At 33.4% G+C, this 19,868-nt stretch carries 25 protein-coding genes; 17 read left to right on the top strand and 8 right to left on the bottom strand.

Annotation, left to right across the window (positions count from 1 at the left end):
• The first annotated feature begins 75 nt into the window (after positions 1-75).
• The 3 genes from M9Q43_RS05255 to M9Q43_RS05245 are packed head-to-tail and all read left to right on the top strand — an operon-like array spanning position 76 to position 1,501.
• Positions 76-648: a hypothetical protein gene (locus tag M9Q43_RS05255; protein WP_262317912.1), complete on the top strand. Its 573-nt coding sequence runs from the start codon at positions 76-78 to the stop codon at positions 646-648.
• A 1-nt stretch (position 649) separates the two neighbouring features.
• Positions 650-1,051 (top strand): hypothetical protein, encoded by a 402-nt coding sequence (locus M9Q43_RS05250; RefSeq protein WP_262317911.1) that lies wholly within the window; start codon positions 650-652, stop codon positions 1,049-1,051.
• Between the two features lie 24 nt (positions 1,052-1,075).
• Positions 1,076-1,501, top strand: coding sequence for a hypothetical protein (locus tag M9Q43_RS05245; RefSeq protein WP_262317910.1), 426 nt, complete (start codon positions 1,076-1,078; stop codon positions 1,499-1,501).
• Between the two features lie 24 nt (positions 1,502-1,525).
• Here the strand turns inward: M9Q43_RS05245 and M9Q43_RS05240 are convergent, their stop codons facing one another.
• A complete protein-coding gene (locus M9Q43_RS05240) occupies positions 1,526-2,923 on the bottom strand; it encodes an FAD-binding oxidoreductase (RefSeq protein WP_262317909.1) in 1,398 nt (465 codons plus the stop codon).
• 139 nt (positions 2,924-3,062) lie between these two features.
• Positions 3,063-3,971 (bottom strand): AEC family transporter, encoded by a 909-nt coding sequence (locus M9Q43_RS05235; RefSeq protein WP_262317908.1) that lies wholly within the window; start codon positions 3,969-3,971, stop codon positions 3,063-3,065.
• 45 nt (positions 3,972-4,016) lie between these two features.
• On the opposite strand from M9Q43_RS05235, the gene meaB reads away from it, so the two are divergent.
• Positions 4,017-5,156: a methylmalonyl Co-A mutase-associated GTPase MeaB gene (meaB, locus tag M9Q43_RS05230; protein WP_262317907.1), complete on the top strand. Its 1,140-nt coding sequence runs from the start codon at positions 4,017-4,019 to the stop codon at positions 5,154-5,156.
• A 74-nt stretch (positions 5,157-5,230) separates the two neighbouring features.
• On the opposite strand, the gene M9Q43_RS05225 is transcribed toward meaB, so the two are convergent.
• The 5 genes from M9Q43_RS05225 to M9Q43_RS05205 form a co-directional block, all read right to left on the bottom strand.
• Positions 5,231-5,461, bottom strand: coding sequence for a hypothetical protein (locus M9Q43_RS05225; RefSeq protein ID WP_008253940.1), 231 nt, complete (start codon positions 5,459-5,461; stop codon positions 5,231-5,233).
• Positions 5,462-5,508: 47 nt separating this feature from the next.
• Positions 5,509-6,879 carry an MATE family efflux transporter gene (locus M9Q43_RS05220; protein WP_262317906.1) on the bottom strand — a complete coding sequence of 457 codons (1,371 nt, stop codon included), beginning with the start codon at positions 6,877-6,879 and terminating at the stop codon, positions 5,509-5,511.
• A gap of 99 nt (positions 6,880-6,978) precedes the next feature.
• Positions 6,979-7,680 carry an ABC transporter ATP-binding protein gene (locus M9Q43_RS05215; protein ID WP_262317905.1) on the bottom strand — a complete coding sequence of 234 codons (702 nt, stop codon included), beginning with the start codon at positions 7,678-7,680 and terminating at the stop codon, positions 6,979-6,981.
• Between the two features lie 94 nt (positions 7,681-7,774).
• Positions 7,775-8,602, bottom strand: coding sequence for an O-methyltransferase (locus M9Q43_RS05210; RefSeq protein ID WP_262317904.1), 828 nt, complete (start codon positions 8,600-8,602; stop codon positions 7,775-7,777).
• A gap of 58 nt (positions 8,603-8,660) precedes the next feature.
• A complete protein-coding gene (locus M9Q43_RS05205; RefSeq protein WP_262317903.1) occupies positions 8,661-10,523 on the bottom strand; it encodes an ABC-F family ATP-binding cassette domain-containing protein in 1,863 nt (620 codons plus the stop codon).
• Positions 10,524-10,603: 80 nt separating this feature from the next.
• On the opposite strand from M9Q43_RS05205, the gene M9Q43_RS05200 reads away from it, so the two are divergent.
• The 13 genes from M9Q43_RS05200 to M9Q43_RS05140 all read left to right on the top strand — a co-directional run bounded on the left by M9Q43_RS05200 (position 10,604) and on the right by M9Q43_RS05140 (position 18,755).
• Positions 10,604-10,828 (top strand): hypothetical protein, encoded by a 225-nt coding sequence (locus M9Q43_RS05200; RefSeq protein ID WP_262317902.1) that lies wholly within the window; start codon positions 10,604-10,606, stop codon positions 10,826-10,828.
• On the top strand, positions 10,818-11,099 hold the full coding sequence (locus M9Q43_RS05195; RefSeq protein WP_262317901.1) for a type II toxin-antitoxin system RelE/ParE family toxin: 282 nt from the start codon (positions 10,818-10,820) through the stop codon (positions 11,097-11,099). The genes M9Q43_RS05200 and M9Q43_RS05195 overlap by 11 nt, the downstream gene beginning before the upstream one ends.
• A 3-nt stretch (positions 11,100-11,102) precedes the next feature.
• Positions 11,103-12,227, top strand: coding sequence for a glycosyltransferase family 2 protein (locus tag M9Q43_RS05190; RefSeq protein WP_262317900.1), 1,125 nt, complete (start codon positions 11,103-11,105; stop codon positions 12,225-12,227).
• 84 nt (positions 12,228-12,311) lie between these two features.
• Positions 12,312-13,610, top strand: a complete 1,299-nt coding sequence (locus M9Q43_RS05185; protein WP_262317899.1) for a dihydrolipoamide acetyltransferase family protein — start codon at positions 12,312-12,314, stop codon at positions 13,608-13,610.
• Positions 13,611-13,690: 80 nt separating this feature from the next.
• The gene (locus tag M9Q43_RS05180; protein WP_262317898.1) at positions 13,691-14,461 is read left to right on the top strand and encodes a 3'-5' exonuclease; all 771 of its coding nucleotides are present in this window, start codon (positions 13,691-13,693) and stop codon (positions 14,459-14,461) included.
• Between the two features lie 79 nt (positions 14,462-14,540).
• Positions 14,541-15,152, top strand: a complete 612-nt coding sequence (locus M9Q43_RS05175) for a fumarylacetoacetate hydrolase family protein (protein ID WP_262317897.1) — start codon at positions 14,541-14,543, stop codon at positions 15,150-15,152.
• A gap of 1 nt (position 15,153) precedes the next feature.
• Complete coding sequence (locus M9Q43_RS05170) at positions 15,154-15,498, top strand: Hpt domain-containing protein (RefSeq protein ID WP_262317896.1); 345 nt, start codon at positions 15,154-15,156, stop codon at positions 15,496-15,498.
• 30 nt (positions 15,499-15,528) lie between these two features.
• Entirely contained in the window at positions 15,529-16,776 is a 1,248-nt protein-coding gene (locus M9Q43_RS05165; RefSeq protein ID WP_262317895.1) for a CinA family nicotinamide mononucleotide deamidase-related protein, read from the top strand.
• A gap of 79 nt (positions 16,777-16,855) precedes the next feature.
• The gene (gene rpmB / locus M9Q43_RS05160; RefSeq protein WP_008253904.1) at positions 16,856-17,098 is read left to right on the top strand and encodes a 50S ribosomal protein L28; all 243 of its coding nucleotides are present in this window, start codon (positions 16,856-16,858) and stop codon (positions 17,096-17,098) included.
• Between the two features lie 21 nt (positions 17,099-17,119).
• The gene (rpmG, locus tag M9Q43_RS05155) at positions 17,120-17,302 is read left to right on the top strand and encodes a 50S ribosomal protein L33 (RefSeq protein ID WP_008253902.1); all 183 of its coding nucleotides are present in this window, start codon (positions 17,120-17,122) and stop codon (positions 17,300-17,302) included.
• Between the two features lie 8 nt (positions 17,303-17,310).
• Complete coding sequence (locus M9Q43_RS05150) at positions 17,311-17,463, top strand: DUF4295 domain-containing protein (RefSeq protein WP_113988621.1); 153 nt, start codon at positions 17,311-17,313, stop codon at positions 17,461-17,463.
• Positions 17,464-17,588: 125 nt separating this feature from the next.
• Positions 17,589-18,569: a signal recognition particle-docking protein FtsY gene (gene ftsY / locus M9Q43_RS05145; protein ID WP_262317894.1), complete on the top strand. Its 981-nt coding sequence runs from the start codon at positions 17,589-17,591 to the stop codon at positions 18,567-18,569.
• 6 nt (positions 18,570-18,575) lie between these two features.
• Positions 18,576-18,755: a hypothetical protein gene (locus tag M9Q43_RS05140; RefSeq protein ID WP_262317893.1), complete on the top strand. Its 180-nt coding sequence runs from the start codon at positions 18,576-18,578 to the stop codon at positions 18,753-18,755.
• A gap of 11 nt (positions 18,756-18,766) precedes the next feature.
• On the opposite strand, the gene M9Q43_RS05135 is transcribed toward M9Q43_RS05140, so the two are convergent.
• Complete coding sequence (locus tag M9Q43_RS05135) at positions 18,767-19,831, bottom strand: serine hydrolase domain-containing protein (protein WP_262317892.1); 1,065 nt, start codon at positions 19,829-19,831, stop codon at positions 18,767-18,769.
• Positions 19,832-19,868: the final 37 nt, after the last annotated feature.

The following is a 19,868-nucleotide window of genomic DNA, read 5'->3' as shown; positions in this document are numbered from 1 at the left end:
TTGCAATAAACTTTCCTCAATTACCTAAAAGTAGTTGGGGATTTTTTATATTTGGTAAAAATTAAAACACTCAAAATGAAAACAAGAATTCTATTTTTCGCATTGTTTCTTTTTCAATCTATTACACTTTTAGCACAAGATATAGCTTCTTTAAAAACCGAAGCAATTAAATCATACAAAGCTGGTGTGAGTCTGAATTTTGATGCAATTTTTGAAACTACTTATCCAAAAGTATTTGATATCATTTCAAAAGATCAAATGAAGGCAATGTTTGCACAAATGATGGAAAACGAACAATTCTCAATTAAGTTGGTGGAAGTAGAACCTAATTTTTCATTTGGTGAAATCAAGAAAATTGAAGGGAAGACGTTTTGTCTTATTGATCATAATAATGTGATGACAATGAAATTTAATGAGCCAATGGAAGATGCGGAATCTATGACTAATATTTTTAAATCGTCAATGAATGCTGAAAAAGTGACCTATGATAAAGCAACAAATACGTTTCGTATTGAAATGCGTTCAACCTTAATTGCTGTTGCTGACGAATTGACTAAAAACCAATGGAAATTTTTAAATAAAGACAAGGATAATAAATTGTTTTCTATGATTTTTGATGAAAAAATTGTAAAAGCTTTAGCATTATAACATGAACGAAAATAACATCACTTATACCGAATTTTTCAACCAAGTTAGAGCCAGTATTGCGGATGGAACTTTTGCGAAATTAACGCTTGCCAAAACCGTAGGAAAACCCGAATTACAAAACATTTACGTAAAAACCATCGTGGAAGACAATATCTTGAAATTGTCGATGACGTATAAAATTTACACAACTGAAAAGCAAGAATTAATAAAAATTTGCAAATTAGACGATTTAGAAGCTGAACTAATTCCGCACATCAACAATCCGTTTTTATCCGCTTTGTTATTCACTACCGAAGCCGATATTACCATGAAATTAAATAAAAAACGCGTGGCAAGGATTGATGAACAAGCTCCAACATTCAAAAATGCTGATGCAAATTTGGCGGAGTTTTTGGGAAAGTAATATAAAATATATAGTAATTATAGTATGAGAAAAATTTTCCTTTTAATTATAGTAATCTTAGGGTTTAATTGTCAATCTCAAGACATTAAAGGCAGCTGGAAGGTAATTTCCTATGAAGACGAAATAGCTTATTTTAATAAAAGTACTGATTCAATTTCTTATAAGGATTCTTCACGTAAAAATGAAGCTGATAATTTTAAAAAAATGTCAGACCTATTAATTTTTCCAATAACCTATGTTTTTGATGGCAAAGGTAACTTTACTATGAATTTTCCAATGATGGATAGTATAAAAGGTAAATATCAATTAGATAAATCTAATAATAAATTAATACTGATTGATGAAGAAGAAAAAAAAGATGAGTTAAAATATTCATTTGTAAATGAATTATTATTTATAGAGATGGAAATGGAAAATGGTTTTATAAAATTAGGCTTTAAAAGAAGCTAATTTCTATAAAATTATTAGAACTATTTATTCCCCATCCGGAAAAATTTTCCCAGGATTCAACACATTATTGGGGTCAAAAATAGCTTTGATGCGTTCCATTAATTCCAAATGTACTTTTGAAAAGGCAATATCCATGTAGTTTTTTTGTACTAAACCAATACCGTGTTCGCCAGAAAGTGTTCCTTTTAAACCAACCGTCAATTCAAAAATCTCACGAATTCCTTTTGGCACTTCGGTTTTCCAATTGTCATCGGTCATGTTGCCTTTGATGATGTTGACGTGCAAATTGCCATCGCCCGCATGTCCATAACAAACGGATTGAAAACCATATTTAGTACCAATTTCTTTAATTCCTTTTAGTAATTTAGGCAATTCATATCTTGGAACCACCGTATCTTCTTCTTTGTAAATGGAATTCGATTTTACCGCTTCCGCTACAGAGCGACGCATTTTCCAAAGTGCATTTTTTTGTTCTTCGGTATCGGCAAATAATACTTCGTCGATTTCAAATTGTTCTACAACTGCCAAAATTTGTTCGGCTTCTTGCATCAAAATTTCTGGATAATTACCATCTACTTCAATCAACAAATGCGCTTGAACGTTATCTTTGACTTCCACATTCAATCCATCGACAAATTTCAATGTCCAATCAATCGCATCGCGTTCCATAAACTCTAAAGCACTTGGTACAATTCCGGCTCTAAAAATGGCTGAAACCGCTTCACACGCTTGCTCCGCTTTATAAAACGGAACTAAAAGTAAAACGTTATGTTTGTTTTGAGGTAATAATTTCAATACAATTTTTGTCACGATGCCCAAAGTTCCTTCACTACCAACCATTAATTGCGTTAGGTTGTAACCCGTTGAGTTTTTTAAGGTATTAGCTCCTGTCCAAATAACATCACCTGTTGGTAAAACGACTTCTAAATTCAGGACATAATCTTTGGTAACGCCATATTTCAAAGCTCTTGCACCACCTGAATTCTCGGCAATGTTTCCACCAATAAAACAGCTTCCCATACTACTCGGATCTACGGGATAAAACAAGCCTTTTTCGGCCACAGCTTCACGTAAAACTTGCGTAATTACGCCAGGTTGAGTTGTAACTTGCAAATTTTGTTCATCAATTTCAATAATCTGATTGAAGCGTTCCATTGAAATCCCAATGCCACCATAAATTGATAAAGCACCACCGCTCAATCCCGTACGCGCACCAATTGGCGTTGTCGGAATTTTATACGTATTCGAAACTCTTAAAATTTGCGCAACTTCTTCCGTATTGGCAGGTTTCACAACAACATGTGGCGGAAAACTCAAGTCTTCCGTTTCGTCGTGACCATAGGTTTTACGAGTAGCTTCATCAGTAAAAATATAAGCCGAACCTACAATGTTTTCAAGCGCAAGTAATATTTCAGGATTCATAGTGTACAATTGAAGTGTAAAGATAATTAATTTTATGTTTTTTGGGACACAGAATTTAACCGCAATGTCGCAAAGTTTTCGCAAGGTTCGCAAAGTAAGACATAGCGTAACTTCGTGCAAAACTTTGAGCAACTTTGTGCTACAAACTCAAAACCCAATACCAAAACGCAATAGTAATCAACGACAACGGAATTCCAATTCCAATCATCATGCTACTTAATTTCGGTTTTAATCCGTAATTGGAGGCTAAGATTGCACCCGTAATCATCGGAGCCATGGCAGATTCCATAATAGAAACATCGATTTCTAACCCTTTTCCGTTCAATACGATTTTGTATAACATGTAGAAAAAAGCGGGCATCAAAATCAATTTGAAAAATAATCCTAAAGTTAAAAAAGACCAATGTTTACTTCGTGTATCAATTTTTAATTGCAATCCAACGGCTACCAAAGCGACTGGAGTTACCGTATTTCCAATTCGAAGGAAAGAGTTTTGCAACGCTTCTGGAAATTCTAAAGTGAATATGGTACAGAAAAGTGCAATCGTAAACGCAATAAAAGGTGGGAACTTTACAATTTTCAATACGATTTCAGAAGTACTCAAATTACCTCTTGAAAAACTGGCAGCCACTAAAATACCTAAAGTCGTTACGACTACGAATGAACCGGGTTGGTCAACGATTATGGCGGTTTTTAATCCATCTGCACCATATAAAGCTTCGATAATTGGAAATCCTACGAAAGAAGTATTACTCAATCCACCGGTCAAAATTAAACATCCAATTAACTTTTTCGACCATTTGAAATACGTTCCCAAAGTATAGAAAAACACAAACGATAATCCGAAACCTAACCACGCAATTCCTAACGGATAAAGTAAAGCGAGTGAAATTGTGATTTTCGGAATATAATATAACGCCAAAGCCGGAAGCGAAACGTAAATCACGTATTGATTCAAACTTTGATAGGCATTTTTAGGAAATTGCGACACTTTTTGAAGCGCAACGCCCAAAATCAAACATAAAAACAATAGAATGATGTTTTCCATTTCCTAAAATCAAGATTACAAAGGTAATTAAACCCGAAGATTTCGATGTTTTATATTCCTACATTTTTTGTATTTTTACACAAAGCAAAATTCCTTTTGAAAACACCAAATAAAAAATCGGCACTTTCAGAAATTCACGGCGTGGAACAACCCGAAACGTTGAGTGCCGTTGTGGCTAGTCAAATTCAACAATTCCGAAGAAAACAACCTTCGGCAGAAGAGCTGATTGCTGGAATTTTAAAAGGAGATAAAACTGCTTTGAGTCGTGCTATTACTTTGGTTGAAAGCACTAATCCTGAACATTTAGCCAAAGCAAATGAAGTAATTAAAGGTTGTTTGCCACATGCGAATCATTCGGTTCGTGTTGGAATTACAGGTGTTCCTGGTGTTGGAAAAAGTACATTTATAGAAGCTTTTGGAAAATATTTGACTTCCATCGGAAAGAAAGTTGCTGTTTTAGCGGTTGACCCAAGTTCGTCTATCAGTCATGGAAGTATTTTGGGCGATAAAACTCGTATGGAAGAATTGGTAAAAGATGAAAATGCTTATATTCGACCAAGTGCTTCGGGTGATACGTTAGGCGGAGTTGCCAGAAAAACCCGTGAAACTATTATTTTATGTGAAGCATGTGGATTTGATACGATTATCATTGAAACCGTTGGAGTAGGGCAAAGCGAAACTGCCGTTCACAGTATGGTCGATTTCTTTTTGTTGTTGAAAATTTCAGGTGCTGGCGATGAATTACAAGGCATCAAACGTGGTATCATGGAAATGGCAGACACTATCGTAATCAACAAAGCTGATGGCGATAATATTGCGAAAGCCAAATTAGCCAAAACCGAATTCAATAGAGCCTTGCATTTATTTCCAGCAAAATCTTCGGGTTGGATTCCGAAGGTGACGACTTGTAGTGCTTATGAAAAAACAGGAATTGATGACATTTGGGGAATTATTTCCGAATATTTTGAATTGGTAAAAGCAAATCATTATTTCGAAGAAAAGCGTCAAAATCAAAACCAATTTTGGATGATGGAAACCATAAATGAACAATTAAAATCGCATTTTTATAATCATCCGAATATCATGCAACTATTAGAAGAAAACAAAAAAGCCGTGCAAAACAATGAAATTTCACCTTTTGCAGCAGCTATGAGTTTGTTGGAACAGTATTTTAATAAAGAGTAATTAGTGAAAAGTGATTAGTAATTAGCTTTTATTCTAAATCTGAACACTTTTTACTGAACACTTTTTACTGAACACTATTCCTGTTCGTAACGTTCAATTTCTCTATCGTAGAATTCTCCGGCAATGGTAATTAAATGTTCCATTTCAGATTCTAATTCTTTTTCGTCTTCTTCTTCGATGTCTTCTAAAAATTCTACTTCGTCATCTTTTAAATTGATTACGAATCTTGGATATTCTAAATGGATTACGAAAATATCTTCTGGAAAATCGGTATTATCTCCGATAACAAATTTTGGTAAGTTCATGTTTTTTATATTTAATTGAGACAAGTCAATGACTTGTCTGTACGTTATTAATTTTTAATCAATTTTTTCGTTAAGTAATTAAAGCGAATATACAAAAATAATGCAGCAGCGGTTAATCCAGCTAAAAGTCCAATCCAAACGCCAACGGCTTTTAATTCGGTTTCTAATCCTAAGTAAATCGATATTGGAAAACCAATTACCCAATACGCTACAAACGTAATATACATCGGAATTTTAGCATCTTGCAAACCACGAAGTGCTCCTAAAACTACAACTTGTAAACCATCTGAGATTTGAAAAACAGCAGCAACTAATAGTAAGTTTGCTGAAATTGCGATTACTTCTAAGTTTTCGGTTAGGTTTTTCACATCGTCGATATCTACGAAAATATACGGTAAACTGGTGTGTAATACCACAAATAAAAGCGCGAACACCACTTCAATTATTATCGTTAATAAGAAGATGGAAATTGCAACTTTTCGTAAAGTAACATAATCTTCTAATCCTTTTTGATTTCCTATACGAATCATTGCGGTAACGCTTAATCCCATGGCAAACATAAAGGTTAACGAAGCCAAACTCAATGCAATCTGATTCGCTGCTTGACTAGTCGTTCCAATCATTCCGCATAACCAAATAGCTCCAGTAAATAATGCGACTTCAAAGAACATTTGCATGGCAGAAGGCATTCCGATTTTAATGATTTTTTGGTTGACTTCTTTTTTAATTTCTTTTAAGCTAAAACCTTTAAAATACGGATGGAATTTTGGTTTTAGATTCATCATATAATGCATAAAACCCAACATCACAAAACGAGAAGCGATAGTTCCTACAGCCGCTCCAACGATCCCCCATTTTGGGAAAATCCAAATTCCGTAAATTAGAAAATAGTTGATAATCACATTAGTAATATTTCCAATAATGGTTGCCCACATTGAATATTTCGTTTCGCTCAAACCGTCGGCAAACTGTTTGTACGCTTGGTACATAATTAAAGGAATCAACGAAAAACCTACGATATCTAAATACGGTTTTGCCATAACCACAACCGCTTCGGGTTGCCCCATGTAAGCAATTAATGGTTTCGAAAAGAAAATTAGCGTAAATAAAGCTACACCTAAAATCGTACACAAATACAATCCATGATGAAACGCAGAACGACCACCTGCTACATCATTTTTTCCATCGGATTCGGCAACTAAAGGTGTAATTGCGGTTGAAAATCCAATTCCTAATGACATGGCAATGAAAACAAAGCTGTTTCCTAAAGACACCGCAGCTAATTCAGTAGGACCTAATTTTCCTACCATGATATTATCTACAATTCCCACAACGGTATGGCCTAACATTCCTAAAATAATAGGGTAGGCAAGTTTTAAGTTATGTGAAAATTCTTTAGAGTAGTCGGAAAAAGTCATTTTGGCAATTTTGAGCAAAGGTAATAATTTGAAAAGGATTTCAAGAAAAAACCTGTCAGGATTCGAAATCGAGACAGGTTTAAAAAATATGTATTTTGCTTATTTTTTAATATTTGGATTTTGTGTATCACTTTCAATAAGTCCGTCTCGTAAACGAATGATTCGGTGTGCGTAAGCGGCAATGTCTTCTTCGTGAGTTACTAAGATTACCGTGTTTCCATTGGCGTGAATTTCGTTTAATAAATTCATAATTTCAACAGAAGTTTTACTGTCTAAGTTTCCAGTTGGTTCATCGGCTAAAATGATAGAAGGCTTGTTAACTAAAGCTCTCGCTACCGCAACACGTTGACGTTGACCACCTGAAAGTTGATTCGGTTTGTGATCCATTCTGTCATTCAAACCTACTTGTGTTAATACTTCAGTAGCACGTTCCACACGTTCTGATTTGGAATGACCCGCATAAACCATTGGTAAAGCTACATTATCCAAAGCCGTTGTTCTAGGCATTAAGTTGAACGTTTGAAAAACGAATCCAATTTCTTTATTACGAATGCCTGCCAATTCATCGTCTTGCATTTCACTTACGTGTTTTCCGTTCAAAATGTAAGTTCCTGAAGTTGGTGTGTCTAAACAACCTAAAATGTTCATCAACGTTGATTTTCCAGAACCTGAAGGTCCCATCAACGCTACATATTCGCCTTTGTTTATTTCTAAATCGATACCTTTTAACACATACACGATTTCGTTTCCTAAAGGAAAATCTCTTTTGATATTGGTTATTTTGATTAACGGATTTGCCATTTTGAATGTAGAATGTTGATTAACGAATAATGATTTCAGAAGTTTTAAATTCCGAATTCTATTATAAGTAGAAAAAGAAAGGAATTTGTTACAACTAAAAACGAATTCTTTCAAACAAGTGTGAACTAATCGTTTTATTAGGATTGATAATGAAATGTTCTTTCACTTGCTCGGCTCTAAAGAATAAGATTCCCCATTGAAAGGTATCAATCGTAACGGAAACTTTTGGATGATTTTTTATGATTTCCCAAGCTTCTTCCATTTCGGCGGACCAATGAATGTCATCAAAAATCCAAACGGAATCATTTGAAATGGTTGGAAGTAACGCTTCAAAGTACTCTAAAGTCGCCTTTTTGGAATGATTGCCATCGAAATAAACCAAATCGAAGATTTGGGGTTTCAGGTTCTCAAAAAACAAATTAAATTCAGTGTTTACAAAATCAACAGCATTATTGGGAAACTTGAAACTTGAAACTTGAAACATTTTTTTTGCAGTAGCCATTGTATTTGGGCAACCTTCTAAAGTGATAATTTTTGTATTTTCATTTGCCAAAGAAAGTGCTGAAGTGGCCAAACCTAATGATGTACCAATTTCTAAAATACTTTTAGGTTGAAAATAGCGAACAATTCTAAAAAGCAATTCCGCATTTTTTGGAGTAATTCCGGCGGTTTGTGCAATTTTTGAAATTTCTCTTGTATTCGATTTAAAAACTCGTGAACCCGCACCAAAATCAGTAACTTCAATTGTGTTTTTGTTTTCTAAAAGCGATTTTCGGTAGGATTTTATTGCTTCGTATTCTGGATATTTTGTGTTGTCATAAAAACATTTCGTAACCAAATCAAACACAAATGGCGAATGTATTCCATGTTCGTTTTTGGAATGGAAAAGGAATTTCAGGTATGATTTAATTATGTGTTGCATTTATAGTGATTAGTGAAAAGTGAATAGTAATTAGTCTGGCTATTCACTAATTACTTTTTTATTCCATTTTACTCGATAACTCAAACCAGCGTTCTTCTTTTTCTTCTAAAGACTGAATAATTTTTTGCAATTCGTTGGCTTTTGCTTCAATCTTATCGTCGGAAACTTTTCCGTCGGCGAATTCTTGTTCGATTTGTTTTTTGTTGTATTCTAAATCTTTGATTTCGCGTTCTAATTTATTGAATTCCTTTTGTTCATTGAAATTCAAACCCGCAGAAGCAGTGTTTTTTTCTTTCCAACTTACTTTTTCAGTACTAACCGAATTTAAATTTTTTGGTTCAGCCGAATCTTCATAACTTCTAAAATCCGAATAATTTCCAGGGAAATCTTCAATCTCGCCTTCACCTCTAAAAACAAATAAGTGATCTACAATTTTATCCATAAAGTATCTATCGTGACTCACCACTAACAAACAACCAGGATAATCTAAAAGGAAACTTTCTAATACATTCAAAGTTACAATATCTAAATCATTCGTTGGTTCGTCCAAAATCAAGAAATTCGGATTTTGAATTAAAACGGTACATAAATACAAACGTTTTAACTCACCACCACTTAATTTTTCTACGAAATCGTATTGTTTTTTCGCATCAAATAAAAAGCGTTCCAATAATTGCGAAGCCGAAATAATTTTTCCTTTCGTCAACGGAATATATTCGCCATATTCTTTGATAATATCGATGACTTTTTGTCCCGGTTTTGGATTGATACCACTTTGGGTGTAATAGCCAATTTTAATCGTATCGCCAATAATCACTTTACCCGAATCAGGTTGAATCGTTTGGGTTAAAATGTTTAAGAAAGTCGATTTTCCTGTTCCGTTTTTGCCAATAATTCCAATACGTTCGCCACGTTGAAACGAATAGCTGAAATCTTTTAAAATGGTTCTGTCAGGAAAGTCTTTGTTCAATTTTACCATTTCGATAATCTTGCTTCCCATGCGTTCCATGTTGATTTCGAGCTCTACCACATTTTCTTTTCTTCGGCTTTCCGCTTTTTCTTTAATCACGTAAAAATCATCTTGACGCGATTTCGATTTGGTCGTTCTAGCTTTAGGTTGACGACGCATCCAAGCCAATTCTTTTACGAATAAGTTTTGTGCTTTGTCGATACTCGCATTTTCAGAAGCCAAACGTTCTTCTTTTTTCTCTAAATAATACGAATAATTGCCTTTGTATTGGTATATTTTTCCGTTGTCTAATTCTATAATTTCGTTACAAACACGTTCCAAAAAGAAACGGTCATGAGTTACCATAAACAATGTAATGTTTTCTTTAGCAAAATAATCTTCTAACCATTCAATCATCTCTAAATCAAGATGGTTGGTTGGCTCGTCTAAAATTAATAAGTCAGGTTTACTAATTAAAATAATGGCTAACGAAAGACGCTTTTTTTGTCCACCCGACATGTTTTTGACTTTCATTTTCAAGTCTTCCAACTTTAGTTTGAACAAAATTTGCTTGAATTGCGTTTCAAAATCCCAAGCGTTGTGTCGGTCCATATCGTCAAAAGCTCTTTGATAGGCTTCTTCATCATTCGGATTTTCTAAGGCTTTTTCGTAGCGTTCAATTACTTTTAGAATTTCATTATCCGAAGCAAAAATATTTTCCTCAATGGTTAATTCGTCTTGCAAATTGTTGTTTTGCGACAAAAACGCCATGTTGATTTCTTTTCGAATCACTACTTGACCAGTGTCAGGTTCGTCTAAACCATTAATCATGTTCATAATGGTGGTTTTTCCCGAACCGTTTTTAGCGATAAAAGCTATTTTTTGATCTTTGTTAATTCCAAACGAAACGTCTTTAAAAAGAATACGTTCGCCATAAGATTTGGAGATATTTTCGACTGATAAGTAATTCATAATATAATTTAGAAATGCAAAAATAGTTTATTGTAACTAAAGATTATAGATTATTTCCTAACTTTGTGAAAATGCATTTTATGACTTCCAAAAAGAAAAATAAAATAGAAGAACCAACAGAAGCTTACGAAGTAACTCCTAAAAGTGAAGTTATTGCGAGTAATGATGCTTGGGAGCAATTGCCAGAACATGTACAAAAAGCAATTGAGCTGGGTATTGAACAAGCAGACAAAGGTCTTGTTTTTACTCATGAAGAAGTTATGTTTAATTTGAAAAAGAAATATCCTTTTTTGAATGGAATATAAGGTTGTTTGGGTTCCTTTAGCTGTTGAAACTTACATGGAAGAAATTGATTTTATTTTTTTAAAATGGAATCAAAAAGAAGTTGATGATTTTGTCATATTAGTTGATGAAAATTTAAAAAGATTATCGATTAATCCTTTAATTGGTCAAATTCATAAAAATGTTTACAAAATAGTTATATCCAAACAAACATCATTGTTTTATAAGATTATTGAGAAAGATAAAAAGGTCGAATTAGTGTATTTTTGGAACAACAAAAAAGATTCTCAATAAATCATGCAATTATCCGTAATTATTCTCAACTATAATGTCCGCTATTTTTTAGAGCAGTGTGTTCTTTGTGTTCAAAAAGCACTTGAAGATATTGATGGCGAAATTATTGTCATTGATAACGCTTCGTCTGATGATAGTTGCGAAATGATGAAAACCAAATTCCCGCACATTAAACTCATTGAAAATAAAGATAATTTAGGTTTTCCAAAAGGAAATAACATCGGAGTTGCTCAAGCGAAAGGCGAATACATTTGTATCTTAAATCCTGATACTGTGGTTGCGGAAGATACTTTTTTTAAAATTTTAAACTCCCAACTCCCAACTCGTAACTCCCAACTCGGAATTATAGGTTGTAAATTAATAGACGGCGCAGGAAATTTTCTTCCCGAAAGCAAACGTGGCGTTCCAACTCCTTGGGTGGCTTTTACAAAGATTTTTGGATTGTATAAAATTTCGAGCTATTTCGGAAAATATTATGCGCAACATTTATCGGAAAACGAATCTGGGAAAGTGGATATTTTGGTTGGAGCTTTTATGGTGATGAAGCGCGAATTGTATATCGAAGTCGGTGGGTTTGATGAAAATTGCTTTATGTATTCGGATGATATCGATTTGAGTTATTTGGTTTTGAAAACAGGTAAATCGAATTATTATTTTCACGAAACTTCGGTGATTCATTACAAAGGAGAAAGCACCGTTCGAGATGGTACGTATATGAAACGTTTCCGTGAAGCGATGCAATTTTTCTATAAAAAACATTTCAAAAAATCATGGTTTTTTGATGTGATGATGCAAGTAGGAAGTTTTGTTTTTAGTCTTTTGAAGAAGAATCAACAAAAAAATGAAGTTAGAACTATTGATGAATATATCGTTTTTTCAAAAGGAAATTTAGAGTTGAACCTATCAAAAAAAGCAACTTATTTAGCTGATTTTAATCAATTTGTAAATCAACCTCAAAAAAACATTGAAATAATATTCGATACGACGACATTTAGTTTTGCTGAAATTATTACTTTTATGCAGTTAAATAAGAGTAATAATCTAAGTTTTAAGAATTACATTTCGAGTTCGAATTACCTAATTGGAAGTAATAATTCGAACGATAGAGGACAAATAATTTTGTTGTAAAAAATTATTGATTTCTTTATAAAACGAACGAAAAATTAGTATTTTTGCAAACCAAATACAAAAACACAACTTTAGTTTAAAGATATGGCAAAGTTTGAATTGAAATTACCTAAAATGGGTGAAAGTGTTGCAGAAGCAACCGTAACCAACTGGTTAAAAAAAGTTGGTGATAAAATTGAAATGGACGAAGCAGTACTTGAAATCGCTACTGATAAAGTAGATAGCGAAGTGCCTTCAGAAGTTGCAGGAACACTTGTTGAAATTTTATTTAATACCGATGATGTAGTTCAAGTTGGACAAACTATCGCTATTATCGAAACCGAAGGTGGTGATGTTGCATCAACTCCAGAAGTTAAAGCAGACGCTCCGGTTGCAGTTGCAGAAGTAGCAAAAGCAGTGGAAGTAGCAAAAGAAACTGTTGCTCCAGCTGATTTTTCAGCATCAGAAAAATTCTTTTCACCTTTAGTTAAAAATATTGCAAAAGAAGAAGGAATTTCTTTAGCTGAATTAGAGGCAATTGCTGGTTCTGGTAAAGATGGGCGTGTTAATAAAGAAGATTTATTAAATTATATCAAAAATAGAGTAAGTCAGCCTGCAGTTGTGGCGACACCAGCGGCGACTCCAAAAGCAACTCCAGCTCCAGCAGCTCAAGCTGTTCTAGTTTCTGTAAATGGTGGTGACGAGATTGTGGAAATGGACAGAATGCGTAAGTTGATTTCGGGTTACATGGTAGCTTCGGTACAAACTTCGGCTCACGTTCAGTCTTTCATTGAAGTTGATGTAACAAACATCGTAAAATGGAGAGATAAAGTGAAAAATGCTTTCGAAAAGAGAGAAGGTGAGAAGCTAACTTTTACACCAATTTTTATGGAAGCGGTAGCAAAAGCATTGAAAGATTTCCCAGGAATGAATATTTCAGTTGATGGTGATTTTATCATCAAACGTAAAAATATCAACTTAGGAATGGCAGCAGCTTTACCAAACGGAAACTTAATTGTTCCTGTAATTAAAAACGCTGACCAATTGAATTTAGTTGGAATGGCGAAAGCAGTAAATGATTTAGGAAACCGAGCTAAAGCAGGAAAATTAAAACCAGACGATACTCAAGGTGGAACTTATACAGTTACGAATGTGGGAACTTTTGGTTCTGTTTTTGGAACTCCAATTATCAATCAACCACAAGTAGGTATTTTAGCTTTAGGAGCGATTAGAAAAGTGCCAGCTGTTATTGAAACTCCAGAAGGTGATTTCATTGGAATCCGTCAAAAAATGTTCTTATCACACTCTTATGATCACAGAGTTGTTGATGGAGCGTTAGGAGGAAGTTTCGTGAAACGCGTTGCAGATTACTTAGAAGCTTTTGATGTTAATAGAGATTTTTAATTTGAAATAAATTTATAAGTAAACCCGATAGTTTTTAAAAGCTGTCGGGTTTTTCTATCTTTGTCCTATATAAAATCGCTATGGAATTAAAATTAACACGCCCAATCTGCTTTTTCGACCTTGAAACCACTGGAATTGATGTAGCAAGAGACCGAATAGTTGAAATCTCAATATTTAAAGTATATCCCAACGGAAATAAAGAAAGTAAAACTTGGTTGGTAAATCCTACGATTCCAATTCCGCCACAAACTACTGCTGTGCACGGAATTACCGATGAAAAAGTAGCTAATGAACCAACTTTCAAAGAATTAGCAACCCAAGTTCATAACATGATTAAAGATTCTGATTTGGCTGGGTTTAATTCCGATAGATTTGATATTCCGCTTTTAGCAGAAGAATTATTGCGTGCCGAAGTTGACTTTGATATGAAAAACCGAGTTTCTGTCGATGTACAAACCATTTTCCATAAAATGGAAGAAAGAACGTTGAGTGCGGCTTATAAATTCTATTGTGGGCAAAGTTTAGAAAATGCACATAGTGCTGAAGCGGATACGATGGCAACCTACGAAATCTTAAAATCGCAATTAGATCGTTATGATAATTTAGAAAATGATATGAAATCGTTATCTGAATTTACAACACGAAAAAAATCAGTTGACTTTGCAGGATTCATTGCCTTGAATAATGAAGGTAAGGAAATTTTTACCTTCGGAAAACACAAAGGAGCTTTGGTCGATGATGTTTTTGATAAAGAACCAGGTTATTTCGGTTGGATTCAAAACGCTGATTTTCCGTTATATACTAAAAAAGTTTTGACGGCTATTAAATTGAGAAAGTTAAACACAAAATAGAGTGATTAGTGAAAAGTAATTAGTGAATAGTTTCATGTTTGCTAATTACTTTTCACTATTTACTAATCACTAAAAAAAAATGAAAATAATCTGCATTGGGCGTAATTACGCTGACCATATTTCGGAATTAAACAATGAAAAACCTACAGAACCTGTAATTTTCATGAAACCTGATACAGCGGTTTTGCCAAAGAAAACACCATTTGTAATACCGGCTTTTAGTGATGATGTGCATCATGAAGTCGAAATTTTAGTAAAAATTTGTAAAGTCGGAAAATATATCAGTCCAAAATTTGCACATAAATATTATGAAGAAATTGGATTAGGAATCGATTTTACGGCAAGAGATGTTCAAAGTAAGTTAAAAGAAAAGGGCTTGCCTTGGGAGAAAGCAAAATCATTTGACCATTCAGCGGTTATTGGTGCCTTTTTGTCGAAAAAAGATTTTTCTTCTGTAGAAAATATTAACTTTGAGTTAAAATCAAATGGTCATTCCGTTCAAGTTGGTAACACAAATCTAATGTTGTGGAAAATAGATGAGTTAGTCGCTCATGTTTCACAATATTTCACATTAAAAAAAGGAGATATCATTTTTACAGGTACTCCTAAAGGTGTTGCTAAAGTTGTTGAAGGTGATGTTTTAGAAGGTTTTATTGAAGATAAATCAATGTTTAAAATTCAAATCAAATAGTATGGCTTTACAGTATAACCTTGCAAAAGTGTATGAAATTTCTGAAAATGATACCGAGTTTGCCTTGCAAATCGTAACTTTGTTTTTAGAAGAAGTACCTGCTGAAATGAAGTCAATAAAAACTGCTATTGAAGAAAAAGATTATACTAGAACTTATGCTGCTTGTCATAAAATTAAACCTACACTAGATTTGTTAGGAATGGACATGGCATACGAAGAAAATCTTCAAATAATGACCTGGTCAAAAGCCGAAGGTAAGCGAAAGGAAATCAAGGAAGTTTTCAAATCATTAAAAGACAGAATTGACTTAGCTATCAAAGAAATTAAAAAAGATTTCAAACTATAATTCCCAATTCGCAAACTATAAAAATCACCTATGAAAGCCACAATTGTTACTATTGGCGATGAAATTCTTATTGGTCAAATTGTTGATACAAATTCATCTTACATTGCTAAAGCTTTAGATAAAATTGGAATTGCTACCCATGAAATGTTGTCAATATCTGACAATAAAGAGCATATTTTAAACACATTTCAAAAACTACAAAATAAGGTTGAGGTTGTTATCATAACGGGAGGATTAGGACCAACAAAAGACGATATTACTAAAAAAACCTTTTGCGATTATTTTGAGGATACTTTAATTGAAAATGAGGCTGTTTTGCTACATGTTAAAGAAATTATCGAAGGTTTTTACAAACGTCCAATTACACAGATTAATAGAGAACAAGCTTTAGTTCCTACAAAAGCAAAAGTACTTTTTAACAAAGCAGGAACCGCTCCTGGAATGTGGATGGAGAAAGAAGATACCGTTTTTATTTCATTGCCTGGTGTTCCTTATGAAATGAAGTATTTGATTGATAACGAGGTAATTCCAAATTTGGTTCAAAAATTTGAACGTCCTTATATTGTTCATCAAACCATTATGACTTATGGTCGTGGCGAGAGCATGATTGCTGAACAAATTGAAGAATGGGAAGATAATTTACCAGAATTCATTAAGTTAGCCTATTTGCCAAGTCCGGGAAAAGTAAGATTACGATTAACAGCCCGTGGAAACAACAAAGAAATTCTGCAAAAAGAAATAGAAAAACAAGTCCAATTGCTTGATTTATTGATTCACGATATTATTGTAGGTTATAACGAAGACGAGCCTATTGAAGTTGTTTTAGGAAAATTATTAACCGAGAAAAAATTAACATTATCTACAGCAGAAAGTTGCACAGGCGGAAAAATAGCCGCAACTTTGTCGGCAGTTTCAGGAGCATCTAATTATTTTAAGGGAAGTGTAGTAAGTTATGCTTCGCAAACGAAAATAGATGTTTTAGGTGTCTCTAAGGAAACAATAGATAAATACAGTGTAGTTAGTGCTGAAGTGGCAAAAGAAATGGTGCTGGGTATTCAAAAACTAACACAAGCTGATTATGCTATTGCCACCACCGGAAATGCGGGTCCAGCAAAGGGTGATTCGAATGCAGAATTGGGTACAGTTTTTATTGCAATTGCTTCACCAAATGATGTGTTTATTGAAGAGTTTAACTTTGGTCAACCCCGCGAAAAGGTAATAGATAGGGCGGTTGGTAAAGCATTGGAACTCATTTATAAAGAAATTTTAAAAAAATAACAAAAGATAGTTGTGTATATGAAATCGATTTTGTTTCTTTGCACCCTGATTTTAGATAACGAAATAAAGCTGAATAATAATGTCAAGAGTTTGTGAACTTACAGGTAAAAGAGCAATGGTAGGGAACAATGTTTCTCACGCTATGAATAAAACAAAGAGAAAATTCTCTGTTAATTTAGTAAAAAAACGTTTTTACATTCCTGAAGAAGATAGATGGGTAACGTTGAAAATTTCAACGGCTGCATTAAAAACTATTAATAAAAATGGAATTGCTGCTGTATTGAAAAATGCAAAAGCTAACGGATTTGTAAAATCTGTATAATCCGCAATAATATATATCAAAATGGCAAAGAAAGGTAATAGAATCCAAGTTATTTTAGAATGTACAGAGCACAAAACTTCAGGAGTTCCTGGAACATCTCGTTACATTACTACAAAAAATAAAAAAAATACTCCTGATAGATTAGAGATTAAAAAATTTAATCCAATCTTAAAAAGAGTAACTGTACATAAAGAAATTAAATAAGATAAGTCATGGCAAAGAAAACCGTAGCAACTTTACAAACAGCTTCAAAAAGATTAACCAAAGCTATCAAAATGGTTAAATCTCCAAAAACTGGCGCTTACACATTCGTTGAATCTGTGATGGCTCCTGAATTAGTTGATGAATTCTTGAAAAAGAAATAATTCATAGAAACAATATATAGAAAAGCTACTTTCGTTTGAAAGTAGCTTTTTTATTTTTACATTTGTCAGATAATTGATTTTGCAGTTAATACAAAATCAGTAAAAACTTAAACCCTAATTTTAGTATGAGTTTTTTTAAAAAAATATTTTCCTCATCCAAAGCCGAACCCGTTTTAAACGAACAGGAGAAGCAATCTTTAGACAAAGGTTTAGAAAAATCAAAAACATCGTTTTTTTCTAAATTAACAAAAGCCGTTGCTGGAAAATCCAAAGTAGATGCCGAAGTGTTGGATAATTTAGAAGAAATTTTAGTTTCTTCAGATGTTGGTGTTAATACTACATTAAAGATTATCGAACGTATTGAAGAGCGTGTTTCAAAAGATAAATATTTAGGAACTGACGAATTAAACGGTATTCTTCGTGAAGAAATTGCAGGTTTATTATCGGAAACCAATTCAGGTGAAGCAACTCAGTTTGAAATTCCAGCTAATACAAAGCCTTATGTTATAATGGTTGTTGGTGTTAATGGTGTGGGAAAAACTACTACTATCGGTAAATTAGCATATCAGTTTAAAAAAGCGGGATATAATGTTGTTCTTGGTGCTGCAGATACCTTTAGAGCAGCTGCTATAGATCAATTGCAAATTTGGGCTGATAGAGTAGGTGTGCCAATCGTAAAACAACAAATGGGAAGCGATCCAGCATCTGTAGCATTTGATACTTTGCAAAGCGCAGTGGCTCAAAATGCTGATGTTGTAATTATTGATACTGCGGGGCGTTTACACAATAAAGTTGGTTTAATGAATGAACTTTCTAAAGTAAAAAAAGTAATGCAAAAAGTGGTTGAAGATACACCAAATGATGTACTTTTAGTATTGGATGGTTCAACAGGGCAAAATGCTTTTGAACAAGCAAAACAATTTACAGCTGCTACAGAAGTTTCATGTTTAGCTGTTACAAAATTAGATGGAACAGCAAAAGGAGGAGTTGTGATTGGAATTTCTGACCAATTTCAAATTCCAGTAAAATATATTGGTGTTGGTGAAGGAATAGAAGACTTACAAGTTTTCAATAAGTATGAATTTGTTGATTCATTTTTTAAATAAAAGCAGATGGAATTTTTAAAGTATAAAACCGTAAAATTATTAATTGTAGCTCTTATATTAGCATTGGTTGCAATTCCGTTCGATGAAATTGATTTTGTTTTTATGACACTTCGATTAATTTCATTTGCTATTTTGATGTACCTTTTTGTGAAACTCACTACCGCAAAAAAGAAAGTAAAAAAATAAAATAAGTGCTGTTAGTTAATAACAGCACTTATTTTTTCCCATAAGGTTTCGTCAAAATCAGATAATGCAAAATTTTCTCCATCTGCAACATCACCCATTCTGATAATAACTAATTTTTTACTTGGAACTGCATATATTTTTTGATCATTTTTACCTAATGCACAATACATATCGCTCGGTGCACTTGGAATTAATGTTCCATTAAATTGCAATTGACTTTGTGGTAAATGGTAGCTGGTTTTTCCATTTAACCACCACAAATAACCGTATGCTAAATTGATATTTTGTGAGGTGGTAGTTGCATTTTGGAAATAATTTTGAGGAACAATTTGATTGTTTTCCCATTTCCCGTTATTTAAAGCTAATAAACCAAAACGCGCCATACTCCTTGAGTCGCTTCTATATACACTTAAGCCTAGATATGGAAGCCATGAACCAGTCATACCAATTTTGTCTCTTAATTTGGTATTGTAATAGCTAGTCCATGTTTGTCCAGTGGCTTCTGCAACCACATCTTGTAATTTTACATATACATTGTGATACGCCCAGCGTGTGCCAGCATCGGCAACATATTGTAAATTTGCAGGAGAAACATCATCACCTAAAGCATCATTTAAACCTGATGTCATGGTTAAAAGATGTTTATTTGTAATTAAATTTTCTTTAGCTAGCGGAATACTTGTCCAACCTATTCCTAAATAATCAGAAACTTTGTTGTTAATGTTTAAGAAGCCTTCTTGTTCGGCAATTCCTGTTACTGTTGCTGTTAACGTTTTTCTTGCACTTGCCCAATACCAAGGTTCAGTAGCAGAATGGCCATTAAAATAATTTTCTAAAACAATTTTTCCATTATGAAGTACAATAAAACTTTTCGTATTTTTTAATTCTAAATAATCTAATAGTGGTTGTACTTGTGATTGATTCCAACCTAAACTTTCGACTGTTTTTGTTTCCCAAGTTGTTGAACCAATAGGGGGAAAATACATTTGTTCTTCAGGGGTTGTAGGTGTTGAAGAATCATCTGAGCCACAACTTATTAATGCTAAAGCGACTAAAAAAGGGATAATTTTTTTCATAGGAGTAAAAAAACGGTTATACAATCGTTAGACAATA

Source organism: Flavobacterium odoriferum, assembly GCF_025499515.1.
Classification (GTDB): Bacteria; Bacteroidota; Bacteroidia; order Flavobacteriales; family Flavobacteriaceae; genus Flavobacterium; species Flavobacterium odoriferum.
Note: the sequence above shows the minus strand (reverse complement) of the source record. Positions and strands in the feature narration are given on the sequence as shown.